Annotated in this window: 12 protein-coding genes; 2 read left to right on the top strand and 10 right to left on the bottom strand. The window is 57.8% G+C overall.

The window, feature by feature from the left end; translation table 11 throughout:
* The first annotated feature begins 94 nt into the window (after positions 1-94).
* A complete protein-coding gene (locus CKW18_RS02430) occupies positions 95-3,823 on the top strand; it encodes a hypothetical protein (RefSeq protein WP_095187290.1) in 3,729 nt (1,242 codons plus the stop codon).
* Between the two features lie 60 nt (positions 3,824-3,883).
* On the opposite strand, the gene CKW18_RS02425 is transcribed toward CKW18_RS02430, so the two are convergent.
* The 10 genes from CKW18_RS02425 to CKW18_RS02380 form a co-directional block, all read right to left on the bottom strand.
* Complete coding sequence (locus CKW18_RS02425) at positions 3,884-5,839, bottom strand: acetoacetate--CoA ligase (RefSeq protein WP_095187289.1); 1,956 nt, start codon at positions 5,837-5,839, stop codon at positions 3,884-3,886.
* 153 nt (positions 5,840-5,992) lie between these two features.
* Positions 5,993-6,766 (bottom strand): 3-hydroxybutyrate dehydrogenase, encoded by a 774-nt coding sequence (hbdH, locus tag CKW18_RS02420; protein WP_095187288.1) that lies wholly within the window; start codon positions 6,764-6,766, stop codon positions 5,993-5,995.
* A gap of 7 nt (positions 6,767-6,773) precedes the next feature.
* Complete coding sequence (locus CKW18_RS02415; protein WP_095187287.1) at positions 6,774-8,165, bottom strand: GntP family permease; 1,392 nt, start codon at positions 8,163-8,165, stop codon at positions 6,774-6,776.
* A 286-nt stretch (positions 8,166-8,451) separates the two neighbouring features.
* A complete protein-coding gene (locus tag CKW18_RS02410; protein WP_095187286.1) occupies positions 8,452-9,867 on the bottom strand; it encodes a sigma-54-dependent Fis family transcriptional regulator in 1,416 nt (471 codons plus the stop codon).
* 167 nt (positions 9,868-10,034) lie between these two features.
* A complete protein-coding gene (locus CKW18_RS02405) occupies positions 10,035-11,609 on the bottom strand; it encodes an ABC transporter ATP-binding protein (RefSeq protein ID WP_095187285.1) in 1,575 nt (524 codons plus the stop codon).
* A 9-nt stretch (positions 11,610-11,618) separates the two neighbouring features.
* A complete protein-coding gene (locus CKW18_RS02400) occupies positions 11,619-12,641 on the bottom strand; it encodes an ABC transporter permease (RefSeq protein WP_095187284.1) in 1,023 nt (340 codons plus the stop codon).
* Complete coding sequence (locus CKW18_RS02395; RefSeq protein ID WP_095187283.1) at positions 12,641-13,702, bottom strand: microcin C ABC transporter permease YejB; 1,062 nt, start codon at positions 13,700-13,702, stop codon at positions 12,641-12,643. The genes CKW18_RS02400 and CKW18_RS02395 overlap by 1 nt, the downstream gene beginning before the upstream one ends.
* The gene (locus CKW18_RS02390; RefSeq protein WP_095187282.1) at positions 13,702-15,570 is read right to left on the bottom strand and encodes an extracellular solute-binding protein; all 1,869 of its coding nucleotides are present in this window, start codon (positions 15,568-15,570) and stop codon (positions 13,702-13,704) included. Before CKW18_RS02390 ends, CKW18_RS02395 begins: the two co-directional genes overlap by 1 nt.
* A 133-nt stretch (positions 15,571-15,703) precedes the next feature.
* On the bottom strand, positions 15,704-15,985 hold the full coding sequence (locus CKW18_RS02385; protein WP_007912303.1) for a peptidylprolyl isomerase: 282 nt from the start codon (positions 15,983-15,985) through the stop codon (positions 15,704-15,706).
* Positions 15,986-16,083: 98 nt separating this feature from the next.
* A complete protein-coding gene (locus tag CKW18_RS02380; RefSeq protein WP_095187281.1) occupies positions 16,084-16,947 on the bottom strand; it encodes a triacylglycerol lipase in 864 nt (287 codons plus the stop codon).
* A gap of 336 nt (positions 16,948-17,283) precedes the next feature.
* Between CKW18_RS02380 and CKW18_RS02375 the strand changes: the two genes are divergently transcribed.
* Positions 17,284-18,363: a hypothetical protein gene (locus CKW18_RS02375; RefSeq protein ID WP_095187280.1), complete on the top strand. Its 1,080-nt coding sequence runs from the start codon at positions 17,284-17,286 to the stop codon at positions 18,361-18,363.
* The last annotated feature ends 5 nt before the right edge of the window (positions 18,364-18,368 follow it).

Below are 18,368 nucleotides of genomic sequence, written 5' to 3'. Positions count from 1 at the left end.
TTCTGAATCGCAATACGGATTAACATAATCCTGGTTTGCAACTTTTGCACTTTTGTTAAGTTGGTCTTCCATTAATTGTAGTTTGGAAGTTGCAATGAAAAACAGAAGTTCAGAAACTCCGCTGGCGTTGTTCGACGGGCGTAGTGAATTGATGTGTGGTGACGGTGATTGGGTGGAGGGAGATCGTTTAGTCAGCATCCTTGGGTCCTACCTTGACGGGAAGGCAGATGGCGATAAAATAAATCTGGCGAACATCGATTTCAGGATGGAGGAAGATTCCTCGCTGAATCGAATCTGTATTCCGCTGCGTAAAATGCTGAGCGACTTTGTCGACTCGGACGCCTTTATAGATCGAGCCGAATCGAAAGGCTACTCTAACCGCGACGACGTTTATGTCACCTACTATGGTTCCCTGATCTTTCCTCTGGGGCCGGGGAGCTGGGACGACCTGACTGAAGAACTGAAAGCCGATCCTTATGATGCACCAAAGTTAAAGCGCTTGGCCGAAGCGGTAAATGCTTCGGGCGGCCGTATTCGAAAGGGCCTGACAGCTACTGTAGAGCAATGGTTGCGTTTCCATGGTTTCAAGGTGCCGACAACAGTAGGAGGAACCAGAAAACTTTTATCCTTTATGGCGTGGAAGTGGCCGGAAAATGATCAGTTTGGAAACTACTGGAGTTATATCAGTGGTCAGGATTCGGAATCAGTTGTATTGGTTCAAGACGACTACGAAGAAATTCGCAGGTTGACCGCCACACTGTGTCCTGGTGGGGTGGGTCTGTTGAACACCTTATATGCAAAAGTACGGTCTACGCTTTCCGGGAATCCGGACTGGCAGAGTGCAAATGAAACGTTAGTGAAGCTGGTGAACCATACTTCTTCGCAAGCGCTGGCAAAACAATACATCGATGCTTTGGGTTGGTGCGGTGTGCGTGACGGTGATGAAGGGCAAGCGCATGACTTGGCGCAGTTTCTGCTCACGGCGATTCTTGTCGAACTCAATCACTTCATTGGCACAGAGCAAAAACGCAACTTCGTAGGCACCTTTGATCTTCACGATCCTGTGCTGTTCGCAGACAAGCCGGGGAGCGTAATTCGCAAGGGACTGGACGAGTATTTGTCACATTCTCCAACGGTCTCCAACGAGACAGCGCCTCTGGCATCTCATCTACTATTGGCCAACCTTGCTCCAGCGCTACTGGTGAAAGACGTCCCTCCTGGCATCACATTGGGATCGATTGGCTGGGTGACGTTTTGCCAGGCGGTAGCCTTCGTCGAAATGAACGCCAAAGGTGCATCCCGTTTCATGACGTACGACCAGGTCATGAAGTTTGCCGATATGGAGGAGTTCAGTTCGACATTGGGACAATTGCAGAGTCTGGTGTCTGTCGACGCGATCATCGATTGGGGGTTAGTCAACGATGTCATCAGCCATGAAGACCTGAAAACCGATGCACCGGTTGCCTCTGAGACTGCCCTTGATGTTTATCAAGCCCACGTAAAGTACTTGGCCAAATGTGCTCAAATATGGGCAACAGCACCGCCGGATCGGATAGAGACAGCATTGGAGGCACTGCAAGCGGCTGCGCCGGGCTGTGACTTCCTGAGCAAGAAAATACTCAGGCACTACACCGATACACTAGGAAACTCATACAAGATGTCCATGCTCGACTTGCACGTGGAAGGTGAGTTGGTGGGTGGGGAATGGGACTGGCGCGAAGCGCGCAGCCTTTACGATGTTTATCCAGGCTTGACCCGTATGAGTTCCAATCAGGTCAACTTCCAGAGACAGGCTCACAGCCATCACCAAAAGCTTCATGAGGCGCTGGCGTCAAATGTCAGATTGGCGATTGCATCCATGCCGAGTCAGGATCGCGATATTTTTGATAAAAGCGAGATCCATTTCTTTACGATTCGTCCGCCGGTTGCTGAAATTGTCGGCCAGTCGAGTTCAAGTATAGGGCTGACAGGAGCTAACCTTAGCACCGCGCGACCCAAGGAAACTCAGGCGAGGATAGATGCAGCGACAGGTCGTTTCGGGGTCGTGATGTATGTTTCGATCGGCCGGGATCAGTACCTTTGCTACGAAATGTTCAACTTGCGCGGTGAATGTCGAAGAAATAACAATCTGGGCGGCTACATTCATAATCGTGGGTGCGTGAATCAACCCGCAAGACTGGATTTCAAAGGGTCCATGAATGAAGACATGCCAGCCGCGTATGCTGGAACAAACACACCAGTCGACCTCGACAGTTACACCAATGGCACTGCACCTCGATCGAAACAGTTCAGCCATGCCGTGATTGACAAACTGGGCACTTTGAAGGCACCCACGTTCACGCCGACATTGAAAACCAGTGCTTACCAGTACTACGTCAGCCCACGCGCTCACGCTATTGCGCACTTCATTACGACTCATCGTCCGCTGGCAACCGTTCAGGAGTACACCGAAGCGCTCACCGTCTACACAGAGCGAGAACAGACCCGTGCGACTACCGACAAAGTGGTGACGTTCATCATTGATCTGGTCGTACCCTTCAAAAAATGTATTGAGGACTTGTCCTCGGGCGATAAAAACCGGGTGGCCGATGGCGTGTTCGGCTGCACAATGGATGCCATCGGCATCCTCTTTACGGTCCTGGGAGCGACCTCCAAAGTATTGAGCATCGCCTCCAGAACGGCGTCAATGACGTCGAAGTTGGTCAGCAGTCTGAAGTTTGGTTTGAAGTTGACGGTGTCGACGCTCAACCCGCTTGATGGGGTGCCAACCTTAGGCTACCAACTAACCAGAAAGCTCTTGAGAAACGGTTTACAACTGGGCAAGCAAGGCGCACAGCTGATAGAACTGGCCACACTACAGATACAGGTTCTGACCGGCAAAGTGGACTGTGCGGACTTGCTAAAGGCGAGTGCGCTGCCTCAAATCGGCAAGGGTAAATGGCGACCTCGTGGTCATTCAGTCGATATTTTTGATGTCTCTGCCATCGCCAGAAACAATCGCTGGTATGGCGTCAACCGTTTCGGCAGACCATGGGGCAAGCCACTCGAATTTGACTTCAAGCAAGCATTCAAGGGGCCTGAAATTCGCAGAGAGTTGCCGGCCAGCTATATCCAACATGTTATCGAGCAAAGCATTCCCTTGGTCACTCGTAAAATCGACAATGCCATTGCGGTCCTGTCAAACGCTCGGCTCAACCTTAAAACCGACCCCGCCATTGGTTTGTTTCTGGGCACTACAGCAGAGGCGCGGGACAGTTTGCTCAACTGTCTGCGAGTCATCAAAGCAGATTTTGGTGGTATCTCCTTGAGCAATTTCATATTGGACCCGCTGAAGGACGATGTGACTATTGTTGAGGTCAGGCCTGTGAATTTCACACAGTGGAAGGAGCTGTCAGGCGCAGATAAGGCTTCTCATCAATTTCTGGCGGTCAATGCTCAAAACCTTAATGACCGTTTAGGTGCTGCCGGCTTCAAGTACGGTGAAATTGCCGATGACCTGATTCATGAAATGTTCCGTGCCGGTGCGGGTCGGGTCGACAGGGTGACTGCCGCTGCGGCGGGAGAGAATGCTCAAGGTTTAAATGTGGCCGCTCTGTTGAAGCTGGCAGCGGGTCGTCTACCGAAGTCGCCTGACGTGCAGAGCACCGACTTCCACAGCCGTAACGAAGCCTTGGCCAATGCCGACTCCTACGCAGTGACCACCGCCTTGCTCAGTCAGGTAATAACTGATTATCCGAAGTTTTCGGAGAATATCGAGACACTGACGCGTGCGGTTGCCAGTAACGATGGCGGTGAGGTATGGGTCAACATGAATGCCAAATAAGTGAGGACGTTACCGCAGACTTTGCGGCGGTAACGCTCAAAGATTGTGCGTTCGAGCGATTCAGCTCATGAGCTCCGGCCGATCCCGAAACTGCTCCAGCGCTTCGGGATTGGCCAGCGCATCGGTATTCTTCACGGCTTGCCCGTGCACCACGTTTCTCACCGCAAGCTCCACCACCTTGCCACTGATGGTGCGCGGGATGTCGGTCACCGCGAGGATTTTCGCCGGCACATGCCGTGGCGTGGTGTTGGCGCGAATGACCTGACGGATCTGCTGTTGCAACGCCTCGTCCAGTTCGGCGCCATCCTTCAGACGTACGAACAACACCACGCGCACGTCATCCTGCCAGTGCTGCCCGATCGCCACGCTGTCGAGCACTTGCGGGACCTTCTCGACCTGACGATATATTTCTGCCGTGCCAATGCGCACACCGCCGGGGTTGAGGACGGCATCCGAGCGGCCGTGAATCAGCATCGCGCCGTGAGGCAGTTGTTCGGCGTAATCGCCTTGCGCCCATACGCCAGGAAACAGGCTGAAATAGGACTGGCGCAGGCGGCTGCCGTCGGGGTCGTTCCATAAGCCAATCGGTATGGCCGGGAAATGCCGGGTACACACCAGTTCACCTTTTTCACCGACCACTGGCTGGCCGGCGTCATTCCACACCTCAACCGCCATGCCCAGGCTTTTACCCATGATTTCGCCGCGCCGTACCGGCAGCAGCGGATTGCCATTGACGAAACACGAGACGATATCGGTGCCACCGGACATCGAGGCCAGGCACACATCCGTTTTGACGTCGCGATAGACGAAGTCGTAGCTTTGCGGCGACAACGCCGAGCCGGTACACAGCAGGGTTTTCAGGCTGCGCAGATCATGGCTGTCGCGAGGTTTGACGCCACTGCTTTCCAGTGTCGCGAGGAATTTGGGGCTGGTGCCGAACACACTGATGCGTTCATCGTCGATCAAATCGAGCAAACGTTCGTTGCCGGGGTGAAACGGCGAGCCGTCGTACAGCACCACGGCACTGCCGACGGCGAGCGCCGAGACCAGCCAGTTCCACATCATCCAGCCGCACGTCGTGTAATAGAACAGGCGGTCGCCGGGGCCGAGATCGACGTGCAAGCCGTGTTCCTTGACGTGCTGCAGCAGCACGCCGCCGGTGCTGTGCACGATGCACTTCGGCACCCCCGTGGTACCGCTGGAATACAGCACGTACAACGGATGATTGAACGGCACCGGGACGAAGCGCGGCTCATCGCCGGGCTGATAAAAATCACTCCACAGCGTCACATCGGCTGGCGTCCGGTAATCCTCGGCACGCGCCTCTTCGCGTGCGTAGGGCACGATGATCAACTGTTGCAGCGACGGCAGTTGCATAAGGATTTCGTTGAGTTTGGCGGTCTGGTCGAGCGCCTTGCCTGCATAGCGATAGCCGGCGCAGGTGATCAACACTTTCGGTTCGATCTGACCGAATCGATCAATCACTCCATGGGTACCGAAATCGGGTGAAGAGCACGACCAGATTGCACCCAGGCTGGTGGTCGCGAGCATCGCCACCAGGGTTTGCCAGGTGTTGGGCATGCACGCCGCCACCCGGTCGCCGAGTCCGATGCCGGCGGCTTGCAGACTGGTCTGAAAGCCGGCGACCTGATGCGCCAGTTCGGCCCACGTCAGTTGCTCGCGCTGACCGTTTTCCGCGACCGCGATGACAGCAACGGCATCGTCGCGGCGGCGCAGCAGATGTTCAGCGAAATTCAGGGTCGCGCCGGGAAACCATTCGGCACTGGGCATCTGTTGGCCTTCGCGCAGTACCGCGTCGGGCGGGCTATGAAAGCGGATATCGAAAAAATCGACGATGGCCTGCCAGAACGCTTCACGCTGCTCGACGCTCCACTGGTGCAGGGCAGGGTAGCCGTCAAGGTTCAGCGAATGACGCTGATTGATGAAGTGCCGGAACACGTCCATGCGCGAGTGGGCGATACGGTGGGCGTCGGGTTGCCAGAGGGCGTCGGACATTGCTTGCCTCTTGTTATCTGATTCGTACACACAAGCCAGGGTAGTCATCCCTTGTAGGCGTGAGCCTGCTCGCGATAGCGCTGTATCAGCCAACATCAAGATTGAATGTCAGTCCGCCATCGCGAGCAGGTTCACGCCTACTGGGATCGCAGGTTATTGCGCCAACCACCCGCCATCAATATTCCACGCTGCGCCACGTACCTGGCTGCCGGCTTCGCTGCACAGAAACAGCACCAGTTCGCCCAGATGCTGCGGCGTGACGAACTCCAGCGAAGGCTGTTTCTCCGCCAGCAGATCATGCTGCGCCTGCTGCGGATCAACCCCCGTGGCGGCGCGGTCATCGATCTGCTTTTGCACCAGTGGCGTCAACACCCAACCGGGGCAAATGGCGTTGCAGGTGACATTGCTGGTGGCGGTTTCCAGGCCGACGACTTTGGTCAGGCCGATCACCCCGTGTTTGGCGGCAACGTAAGCCGCTTTACCGGTTGATCCGACCTGGCCATGCACGGACGCAATGTTGACGATGCGCCCCCAACCTTTGCTGCGCATGCCCGGCAGGCTCAGGCGTGTGCTGTGAAACACCGAAGACAGGTTGATGGCGATGATCGAATCCCAGCGCTCGACGGGGAATTCTTCCACGGCGGCGACATGCTGAATCCCGGCGTTGTTGACCAGAATGTCGACGCCGCCGAACTCACGCTCGGCGTAGGCGATCATCTCGGCGATCTGCGCCGGGTCGCTGACATCGGCCGGGTGATGACCGACCTTGCCGCCAAACTGGCTGACCTCGGCAATCACTTTGGAGGCATCGCCGAAACCGTTGAGAATCAGGTTGGCGCCAGCCTTGGCCAGGCTCAGGGCGATACCCAGGCCGATGCCGCTGGTGGAGCCGGTAACCAGTGCGGTCTTGCCGGAAAGAGTGGTCATCAATACCTCACACAATGCCAGTGGCGTAGAAAGTGCCGATCACGACGAAAACCGCCAGGGTCTTGATCAGCGTAATACAGAAAATGTCTTTGTAGGCTTCACGGTGGGTCAGCCCGGTGACGGCCAGCAGGGTGATCACCGCGCCGTTGTGCGGCAGGGTGTCCATGCCGCCACTGGCCATCGCCGCCACCCGATGCAGCACTTCCAGCGGAATGTTCGCTGCGTGCGCCGCACTGATGAATTGCTCGGACATCGCCGCCAGCGCAATGCTCATGCCGCCCGAAGCCGAGCCGGTGATACCGGCCAGCAACGTCACGGTGATCGCTTCATTGACCAATGGATTGGGGATTTGCTTGAGCCAGTCGGCCAGCACCAGAAAACCCGGCAACGAGGCGATCACCGCGCCGAAACCGTATTCGGACGCGGTGTTCATCGCCGCCAGCAACGCACCGCTGACCGCGCTTTTGCTGCCCTCGGCGAGCTTGCTGCGAATGGCCGTAAAGCCGAACGCCAGCACCATCACAATCCCGACCAGCAATGCGGCTTGCACGGCCCAGATCGCCGTCAGTTTGGCGATTTCGGTGGTTACCGGTGTGGTCATGCCTGGCAGTGCGAGGCTGTGGGTCTTGCCGTACCACTGCGGAATCCACTGAGTGAACAGCAGGTTCATGATGCCCACCGCCAGCAGTGGCGACAGGGCAATCCACGGGTTTGGCAGCTTGAGGTCTTCGGCGGTTTCCGGCTCGTTACGCAGTTCGGTGCCATAACCTTCACCGGTGCGCTGAGCCTTGTTGCGCTGACGCTGGAGGAACAGCATGCCGGCGCAGAACACGAAAATCGTGCCGATCACACCGAGCCATGGCGCGGCCCATGCGGTGGTATTGAAGAATGTACTGGGGATGATGTTCTGGATCTGCGGCGTGCCCGGCAGGGCGTCCATGGTGAACGAAAATGCGCCGAGGGCGATGGTCGCCGGAATCAGGCGCTTGGGAATGTTGCTCTGGCGAAACATCTCCGCCGCGAACGGATAAACCGCAAACACCACGACAAACAGCGAGACGCCACCGTAGGTGAGCAGGGCGCAGACCAGCACGATCACCAGCATGGCCTGCTTTGTGCCTAACAGGCGAATGGCCGCTGCAACGATTGAGCGCGAGAACCCAGAGAGTTCGATCAACTTGCCGAACACGGCACCGAGCAGGAACACCGGAAAATACAGTTTGATGAAACCGACCATTTTTTCCATGAACACCCCGGTAAACGCGGGAGCGACAGCGGACGGGTCGGTCAACAGGACAGCGCCGAGGGCAGCGGTCGGGGCGAAGAGGATAACGCTGTAGCCGCGGTAAGCAGCCAGCATCAGCAGCGCGAGGGCTGCCAAGGCAATGATCACACTCATGGTGTGTCTCTCCAGGATTGTTATTTTTGTGGGTGAAACGGTTGTAGGCAAATCCGATTGCGAGATGCGTGCCAACTCATTAACTATCTGAAATATATGAATATTTTGTTATTTTTAAGGAAAAGATCGAGGTGTCTGTCTCAAATTGTGGATTTCTGTAGGCAAAAAAAGATCGCAGCCTGCGGCAGCTCCTACAGAGGGGATTCGAATTCCCATGTAGGAGCTGCCGCAGGCTGCGATCTTTTGATCTTCAATGGGATATCTACAAGGAGAGATTGGTGTCTCGTTATTGAGACTCGGCAATCCCCAGTGCAACCATTTTTTTGTACAACGTCGACCGCCCGAGCCCCAACCGAGCCGCCGCCTCCGGCACCTTACCCGCGCATTGCGCAAGCGCCGCCTGAATCAACTGCCGGTCAAAACGTTCCCGCGCCTGAGCGAATGTTTCCTCGGCCAGCGCTTCAACCAGCGGCTGCGAAGTACGCTCCACCGGGGTAAACGTGCCAATAGCCGCGCGGATGTCATGCTCGGTCAGCATCAAGTCATCACTGAGCAGCGCCGCCCGTTCCAGCACATTGCGCAACTCGCGAATATTGCCCGGCCAGGCATGCTGTCCCAGCAATGCCAACGCTTCGCGGTGCAGTTCATGCTGACTGCGTAGTTCTTCAAGGATCGCTTCGCTGAGCGCCGGCAGATCGTCCAGGCGCTCACGCAGCGGCGGCACGTTGATCGGCAAGACATTGAGGCGGTAATACAGATCTGCGCGAAATTCGCCGCGTTTGATAGCCGCTTGCAGATCTGTCGACGTGGCGGCGATCACCCGCACATCGCTGTGAATCACTTCATTGGAGCCCACGGGCTCGAACTCCTTTTCCTGCAAGACGCGCAGCAATTTGCTTTGCAGTGGCAGCGGCATGTCGCCAATTTCGTCGAGGAACAACGTGCCACCCTGAGCGATCTGCAGTTTGCCGGTGCGCCCCTTGCGATCAGCCCCGGTGAAGGCCCCCGGCGCCGTGCCGAAGAACTCGGCCTCCAGCAACGCCTCGGGAATCGCCGCGCTGTTGATGCTGACAAACGCCTTGTGCGCCCGCGGCGAGGCGCTGTGAATCGCTTGAGCGAGCAGCTCCTTGCCGGTACCGGTTTCACCGAGCAGCAACACTGGCGAGTCAGCACTGGCGCTGCGCCGGGCGCGACGTTTGACTTCGAGGCTGGCGGCGCTGGTACCGATAAAGTGGGCAAAGTTGTATTTGGTCTGGCGCGCCCGCAGCAGGGAGCGGGTCGAGGCCAACTCTTCCTGCATGCTCAGGTAGCGTTTGAGCATCGGCGACAAGGTTCGCAACTCGTCGAACAGGGCAAAGCCGATGGCACCGATCACGCTGCCGGCGTCGTCGTGGATCGGCAGGCGCATGACCACCAGCGGTTCTTTCGGTGTGTCCTGCATGTCGAGCAAAATCGGTCGCCCGGTGCGCACCACTTCACGCAACAGGCTGCCGGGGATCACGCTTTCACAGGGCTTGCCGATGGCCCCTTCGGCCGACGCCAGACCAAAACGCCGGGCGTAACGCTCGTTCATCCAGACGATATTGGCGTCGCGATCGACAATCACCGTGCCTTCGCTCGATTGCTCGATGATTTCGAACAGCGAACGGATCGCCAGCGTGCGAACCCGTTGGTAGTCCTTGAGGCTTTCGGTGGTGTTCATGGAGGCTGATCCTGATTATATGTTGCCAGTGCCGGCCTCTTCGCGAGCAAGCCCGCTCCCACAGGTTTCTCGGTTGCTCACAAAAATCGTGTACACGCGAAAATTCTGTGGGAGCGGGCTTGCTCGCGAAGGCCGCGCCGCGGTCCCAAGTCATGCGCAGATTATGCCTACCCCGGATGCGCCGCCGCCAACAGCTCTTTGGTATACGGATGCTGCGGCGAGTCAAACACCTCATGACTGGCGCCACGTTCGACCACTTTGCCGTCCTTGATCACGATCATGTCGTGAGCCAGTGCACGTACCACCGCCAGATCGTGACTGATAAACAAATAGGTCAGGCCATGTTTTTCCTGAAGCTGGCGGAGCAGGGCGACCACTTGTTTCTGTACCGTGCGATCGAGTGCCGAGGTCGGTTCATCGAGCAGGATCAGCGCCGGTTTCAGCACCAGCGCGCGGGCGATGGCGATGCGCTGGCGTTGCCCGCCGGAAAACTCGTGGGGATAGCGATGTCGGCTCTCGGGGTCGAGGCCGACCTCTTTGAGTACACGGATCACTTGCTCGTCGCATTCATCGGCGGTGGACTCGCAATGGACCTCAAGGCCTTCGCTGATGATCTGTGCCACCGACATTCGCGGGCTGAGGCTGCCGAACGGATCCTGAAACACTACCTGCATCTGCCGGCGCCAGGGTCGTAGTTGCTTCTGGTTGAGACCGTCGAGCGCTTCACCCTGAAAACGGATGCTGCCTTCGGAGTCGAGCAGGCGCAGGATCGCCTGACCCAGCGTCGACTTACCCGAGCCAGACTCACCGACGATGCCCAAAGTCTTGCCGCGCTGGATGTTCAGGCTGATGCCGTCCACCGCGCGCAGGTATTGCTTGCGCTGAAACAATCCTGCGCCGACGACAAACTCAACCTTCAGGTTTTCGACTTCGAGCACATTTTCGCGCTCATCCCGGGGCAGCGCTTCGCCTTCGGGTTCAGCGTTAAGCAGCACGCAGCTGTAAGGATGCTTCGGCTCGGTAAACAGGGTTTCGCAGGGTGCTTGCTCGACGATCTCACCCGCCTTCATCACACAGACGCGCTGGGCAATGCTGCGCACCAGATTAAGGTCGTGGCTGATCAGCAGCAGCGACATGCCCAAACGTTGTTGCAGGGATTTGAGCAACAGCAAAATCTTGCGTTGCACGGTGACGTCGAGTGCCGTGGTCGGCTCGTCGGCGATCAACAACTCTGGCTCGCAAGCCAGGGCCATGGCGATCATTACCCGTTGCCGCTGTCCCCCGGACAGTTGATGCGGATAAGCCTTGAGACGCTCCTTGGGTTTCTGGATACCCACCAGTTCGAGCAGTTCGACAATGCGCTTTTGCGCGGCTTTGCCGCCGAGGCCGCGGTGCAGCAGCAGGGTTTCGCCAATCTGCTTTTCGATGGTGTGCAGCGGATTGAGCGAGGTCATCGGCTCCTGAAAGATCATCGCGATGCGGTTGCCCCGCAGTTCACGCAAGACCTTGGGGTCGGCCCCGACCAGTTCCTGCCCGCGATAGCGAATGCTGCCGGTGGTTTGCGCTTCGCTGTCGGGGAGCAGTTGCAGAATCGAATGGGCCGTCACCGATTTGCCCGAGCCCGATTCGCCGACCAGCGCCAGGCACTCGCCGGGGCGAATGTCCAGGCACAGGTCGCGCACCACGTTCTGGCCATGGAAGGCAACGTTGAGATTACGGATTTCAATCAGGTTGTCAGTCATGGCCACGCTTCAGGATCGAGGGTCGAAGGCGTCACGCAACGCTTCGCCGATGAACACCAGTAAAGAAAGAATCAGCGCCAAAGTGAAAAACGCTGTCAGCCCAAGCCACGGTGCTTGCAGATTCTGCTTGCCCTGGCCGATCAGTTCGCCCAGCGAGGCACTGCCGGCCGGCATGCCGAAACCGAGGAAGTCCAATGCGGTGAGGGTGGAAATCGCCCCGGTCAGAATGAACGGCAGGTAGCTCAGCGTGGCGTTCATGGCGTTGGGCAGAATGTGCCGCACGATCACTTTGCGGTCAGTCAAACCCAATGCTCGCGCGGCTTTGACGTATTCCAGATTGCGCCCGCGCAGGAACTCGGCACGCACCACGTCGACCAGTGCCAGCCAGGAAAACAACGCCATGATTCCCAGCAACCACCAGAAATTCGGCTCGACGAAACCGGAGAGGATGATCAGCAGGTACAGCACCGGCAACCCCGACCACACCTCAAGCAGGCGTTGCCCGATCAAATCGACCCAGCCGCCGTAGTAGCCCTGCAACGCACCGGCGGCGATACCGATCAGGGCGCTGACAACCGTCAGCATCAGGGCAAACAGAATTGACACCCGTGCGCCGAAAATCACCCGTGCCAGCACATCCCGCGACTGGTCGTCGGTGCCTAGCCAGTTGACTGCCGTGGGCGGACTCGGTGCCGGTTTGGTGAGGTCGTAATTCGGTGTGTCGTCGCTGAACGCAATCGGTGGAAACAGCAGCCAGCCGCCGTCCTGGCGGATCAGGTTCTGCACGTAGTCGCTGCGGTAGTCGGCCTGGAACGGTAGTTGTCCGCCGAATTCCTGCTCGGTGTAGCGCTTGAACACCGGGAAGTACCACTGGCCCTGATAGCTGACCAACAGCGGCTTGTCATTGGCGATCAACTCGCCACCCAACGTGACGATAAACAGACCGATAAACAGCCACAGCGACCACCAGCCACGGCGGTTTTTCTTGAATCGCTCGAAGCGGCGACGGCCCAACGGCGAGAGCTTGAACATCAGGCGTTCCTCGCGGCGAAGTCGATGCGCGGATCGACCAGGGTGTAACAGAGGTCGCCGATCAGTTTTATCAGCAGGCCGAACAGGGTGAAGATGAACAACGAGCCGAATACCACCGGGTAATCCCGGGACACGGCGGCTTCGTAGCTCATGCGGCCGAGGCCGTCGAGGGAGAAGATCACTTCGATCAGCAAGGAGCCGGCGAAGAACACGCTGATGAAGGCCTGGGGAATGCCCGAGACCACCAGCAGCATCGCATTGCGAAACACATGCCCGTAGAGCACGCGGCGTTCGCTCAGGCCTTTGGCCCGGGCAGTGACCACGTACTGGCGAGTGATTTCATTAAGGAACGAGTTCTTGGTCAGGATCGTCAGAGTCGCAAAACCACCGATGACCAGCGCCGTCACCGGCAACACCAGATGCCAGAAATAGTCGGCGATCTTGCCGAGGGTCGACAGCGAGTCGAAGTTGTCCGACACCAGCCCACGCACCGGGAACCAGTTCAGCGACGTGCCGCCGGCGAACACCACGATCAGAAACATCGCAAACAGGAACGCCGGCATTGCGTAGCCGATGATGATCGCCGTGCTGCTCCAGATATCGAAATGACTGCCGTGGTGCACGGCTTTGCGGATGCCCAGCGGGATCGACACCAGGTAGGTGATCAGCGTCGCCCACAGTCCGAGTGAAATGGTCACCGGCATTTTTTCCAGGATCAGGTCAGTGACCGTGGCACCGCGAAAGAAGCTTTTGCCGAAGTCCAGTTGCGCATAGTTCTTGAGCATCAGCCACAGGCGCTCATGGGCGGGCTTGTCGAAGCCGTACTGTTTTTCGATGTCCTTGATCAATTGCGGATCGAGGCCCCGGCTGGCGCGAGAGGTGCCGCTCATGGTTTCGCTCGCGCCGCCGCCGACACTGGCGCCGCCGATGCCTTGCAAATGCGCGATGGCCTGTTCGACCGGACCACCAGGCGCGGCTTGAATAATCACGAAATTGACCAGCAGGATGATCACCAGCGTCGGAATGATCAGCAGCAGACGCCGCAGTATGTAACCCCACATCAGTGCGGCCCTCCGGGTCTGCCGCGCGAGATCTTTTCAGCGGTCATCTGTTGATTGGTCAGCGGTGTGCGGCTGATTTCCCACCAGCTCTCGATGGCTTCGTCATTGCTCGCCTGCACCGACGGAATGCCGAAACGGTTCCACCAGACGGTTGAAGTGCCCGGCGGATAGTAGTTGGGGATCCAGTAGTAGTTCCATTGCAGCACGCGGTCCAGCGCATGGGCGTAGTGCAGCATGTTGGACTGCGTCGAGGCGCGGATCAGGCCGTTGATCAAGGTGTCGACCGCCGGATTTTTCAACACCATGTAGTTGTTGGCCCCCGGATCGTTGGCCGACGCTGAACCGAAGTAGTTGAGCAACTCGCCACCCGGAGAAGTGGTGACGGGGTAGCCGGTGACGATCATGTCGTAATCGCGGCTCATCAGGCGATTGACGTACTGCGAGGAGTCGATGCGGCGGATATTCAACTCGATACCGATCTGTTTCAGCGTGCGCTTGTATGGCAGCAGCAGGCGATCCAGGCCGTTCTGGCTGACCAGAAAGGTAAAACGCAGCGGCTCGCCTTCGGCGTTTACCAGTTGATCACCCTTGGGTTTCCAGCCGGCCTGCTCAAGCAGCTCAAGGGCTTGCAACTGCTTGTCGCGGATCAGGCCGCTGCCATCGGTTTTTGGCGCTTCGAAAACTTTTGTGAAAACTTCGTCTGGAACCTGTCCGCGCAGCGGCTCAAGGATTTTCAACTCTTGCGCATCGGGCAGTTCCCGAGCCGCGAGTTCGGTATTGGAAAAGTAGCTTTGCTGGCGGATGTACAGGTTGCGCATCATCTGCCGGTTGCTCCACTCGAAATCCCACAGCATGGCCAGCGCCTGGCGCACACGCCGATCCTGGAACATCGGCTTTTGCAGGTTGAACACAAAACCCTGGGCGGACTGCGGGGCCTCAGTCGCCAGGTGGGCCTTTTGCAGGCGTCCGTCGCTCAGGGCAGGGCTGTCGTAGCCGATGGAATAACCGGTGGCGGAGAACTCACGGTTGTAATCGTAGGCGCCCCCGCGCAGCACTTGGCGCGCAACGTCGGTGTCGCCGAAATACTCGATGCTGAAGTGGTCGAAATTGTACAGGCCGCGACTGACCGGCAGATCTTTGCCCCACCAGTCGGGATTGCGTTCGAACGTGATGCTGCGCCCCGAATCGACTTTGCCGACGCGATAGGGGCCGCTGCCCAAGGGCGGCTCGTAACCACCGCCGCCGGCGAAGTCGCGACTCTTCCACCAATGTTCGGGGAACACCGGCAGGGTCGCGATATCCAGTGGCAGGGTGCGGTTTTCGTTGCTCTTGAAGTCGAAGCGCACGGTCAATGGCGCTTCCACTTCGACGCCTTTGACGTCGGCGAACTGGGTGCGATAACGCAGGCTGCCCTGGGTCATCAACCGATCGTAGGTGTAGCGCACATCTTCAGCGGTGATCGGTTTGCCGTCAGCGAAACGCGCCTTGGGATTGATGAAGAAGCGCAGCGACAGGCCGTCGTCCGAGCGTTCTATCTTTTGCGCGACCAGACCGTAAACGGTATAGGGCTCATCCATCGAACGCTGGGCCAGCGGCGAATACAGCAAGCCGTCAATCTGGGTGACGCCGATGCCTTTATCTATATAAGGAAGGATGTGGTCGAAGTGACCGATTTCGATCGCCGAGCGGCGCATCGTTCCGCCCTTGGGGGCCTGCGGGTTGGCGTAGTCGAAGTGACTGAAGCCTGCGGGGTACTTGGCGGGTTCGCCATACACGGTCAACGCATGTTGCGGTGCAGCGTTCACACCGGCGGCGCCCGACAGCAGGGCGAGGGCGGTGAGCATCAATGTGGGGAAAACCAGTCGCATTGTCAGCCTTGAAACCGGGTAATCGATAAGCGCAAGTTGTACGCGAGAGGCGCGTCAGTCGCCAGCCGTATGTGTAACTGAAACACAACGGCCCACCAAAAGGCGGGCCGTTGGACAGCAATCAGGCGACGGATCAGTCCTGACGGCTGGTGACTTCCAGCAGGTGATAACCGAACTGGGTCTTCACCGGGCCTTGCACGACGTTGATCGGCGCGCTGAAAACCACGGTGTCGAATTCCTTGACCATCTGGCCAGGACCGAACGAGCCCAGATCACCGCCCTGACGGCTGGACGGGCAGGTGGAGTTGGCCTTGGCGACTTCGGCGAAATCAGCGCCGCCTTCGATCTGGGCCTTGAGTTCGTTGCACTTGTCTTCGCTGGAAACCAGGATGTGGCGGGCAGTGGCTTTAGCCATGATGAAACTCTCCAATCTATTTCAGTAAAGTGCGGAGCCTACCGGATTCAGTGGGCGAATTCTCGGCAAAGTTCCGTTCGGTCGCTTCGAAGGTTTGTTCATAGATAAGCTGCCTGCAAGCGGGCGGCGTGCTCGACATAGAGCTCGATCGGGTCGAGAAGGGCGGAACTCTTACCGGCAGTACGACGCAGGCTACCCAGATGGTCGAACGGATAGTCGGAGCGAATCACCGTGCCCAGGTGCGAGCTGAAACGGCCGACGAAGCCGTCATTGTGTTGCGCTTCGGTGGTGAAAAAAGCCGCCAGCCCCTGACACGCCTTCTGGATCGGATCGAGTGTTTGAGTGGTCTGCAGCGTGCCGCTCCAAGAGTAATAATAGACACCGTTGACTTCCCCGGCCCCGTTCCCGCCCCATGTGTCGGGCAATCCCTGCGGATATTTGTCGTTGAATTCGCCCACACCCTCGGTCGTCAATGCATTGAGTGCTGCCAGCGCATTTTGCGGCAAGGTCAGGTTGCCGCTGAGCAATGACAGAAAGTCGGAGAAGCGTGTTGCGACATTCTGCGCAACTACCTCTGGCAGGCGCCCGGGAATCAGCGCCTTGCGCAGGAAGTCCGCCAGCTCCGAGCCGTGGTTCGGACCGCTGACCGAAGTCACCGAGGCCACTGCGTGTGGTGCAAGCGCCGCCGCAAATCGAGCGGCCAATGCGCCTTGGCTGTGACCAATGAGATTGACTTTACTGGCGCCTGTGCCCTGCAGTACGCGATCAATCTGGGCGAGCAACTGTTCGCCCCGTACTTCATTGCTGTGGGTGGCCGAGAGGTGCGGTACAAACACTCGGTTGCCAGCGGTTTTCAACGCGTCCTTGACGTCTTGAAAAAGTTCGAAGCTGCCGATGCGTTCGAAGCCGAACAGGCCATGTACCAACAGGATGGGATAACGAGTTGTAGCATTCCGTTGCATGTTCTTACCTTTTTCGCAGAAGTTCGTCGGAGAAATCTGTTGGGCACTCTAAAACACTCATCTCGTTGAAGATGTACGAAGAGGCTTCACAGGGCAGTGGAATCCGCATTAGGGCTTGTAGGGGATTTCCGATATTTGCGAAATACGAATCGGAACTTCTGGACGTCCGCAGCTTGAATGCATGGTTTTTCGTGCCACTTGCCTACTTGAACAGATGCTTTTGCCGCGTGCCTGCGGTGCATCGAACTGACATCGATATCGCGAAGAGTGGCGTTCAATGGGCATTGCCGACGTCGTCAATGAAGACGGCGCCTTATCCAAGGAATGGAACCACTCATGACCTCTCATGAAATCGAATCCCGCTACCGCACCTGCCATCCCGTCAACCTGTGTGTGTCAGCCGATCTGCTGCCCGCCGCCACCCTCGACGCCCTTGAAGGAAGTGTCCTTGATCCTTCCCTGAGCAAAGTCGTGGTTCGCGTGGCGCCTTACACAGACATGGCGTGTGGCGATCAGTTGATACTCCGATGGGACGGCCTGGATATCGAAGGCTTTTCGTATCAGTACGAGAGTGTCCGATACGTCAGCGAGGCTCAGGTTGGCAAAGACGTCATATTCGTGATCAAAGGCCTGCACGTTGCTGCTCTGGATGGTGGTTCGCTCCAGCTCTACTGGATGCTTGTCAGTACTCGATGGCCGGAGCCGATACCGTCTGTTCGCCAGCAACTGACTGTCGGGGATGTCCGGATCCAGCTTCGCGCGCCACAGGTTGAAAGCGTGATGAGTGGCGCACTGAATCCGGACACGGTGGTCGAGGGCGCGCTGGTCACGCTTCAGCCATACGCCCGCATGGCGCCAGGAGACAAGGTGTCGCTGTTTTGGCGAGGAGAAACATCGCCCGTGTCTTTCAATGACACGTTGAGGGTTGAAGCCTTTGCCGTTGGCGAAGTGCTGTCATTCTGGATCGATCCGCTGTGTATCGTTGCCCATCTAGGCGGCGAGGTGAGCGTAAGTTATCGAGTCGAAAAAACATCCGGAACGCTTGAGGAATCCGAGGTGTCGAGGATTCTCGTTGGTCCGGTCCTGCGCGAGGAACCAGGCGCACCCGAGGTACTTGAAGCGGCGGATGGCGTGCTGTCGATGGCGGACGCGATTGATGGGGTGACCATCGTGATCGGCAATGTACAGGCGCAAGAAGGGGAGCTGATTTATCTCAAGTGTGACGGTGAGCTTTTCAATCACCGGGACGACCGGGAAATCACCCGGGACACGGCTGACCAGCCGCTGGTATTCATCGTGCCTCACCGATTCTGGCGTGAACATCTGAGCTCAACGATACGCGTGAGTTATACGGTGGAGCGTTTGGATGATGTCAGTCAGACGTCTGCGGTAACGCTGGTACGCGTAGACGGCTGATAACC

Origin of the sequence: Pseudomonas sp. Irchel 3E19, assembly GCF_900187585.1 — a bacterium.
Taxonomy (GTDB): Bacteria; Pseudomonadota; Gammaproteobacteria; order Pseudomonadales; family Pseudomonadaceae; genus Aquipseudomonas; species Aquipseudomonas baetica.
This window is presented reverse-complemented; position numbering and strand designations above follow the sequence as displayed.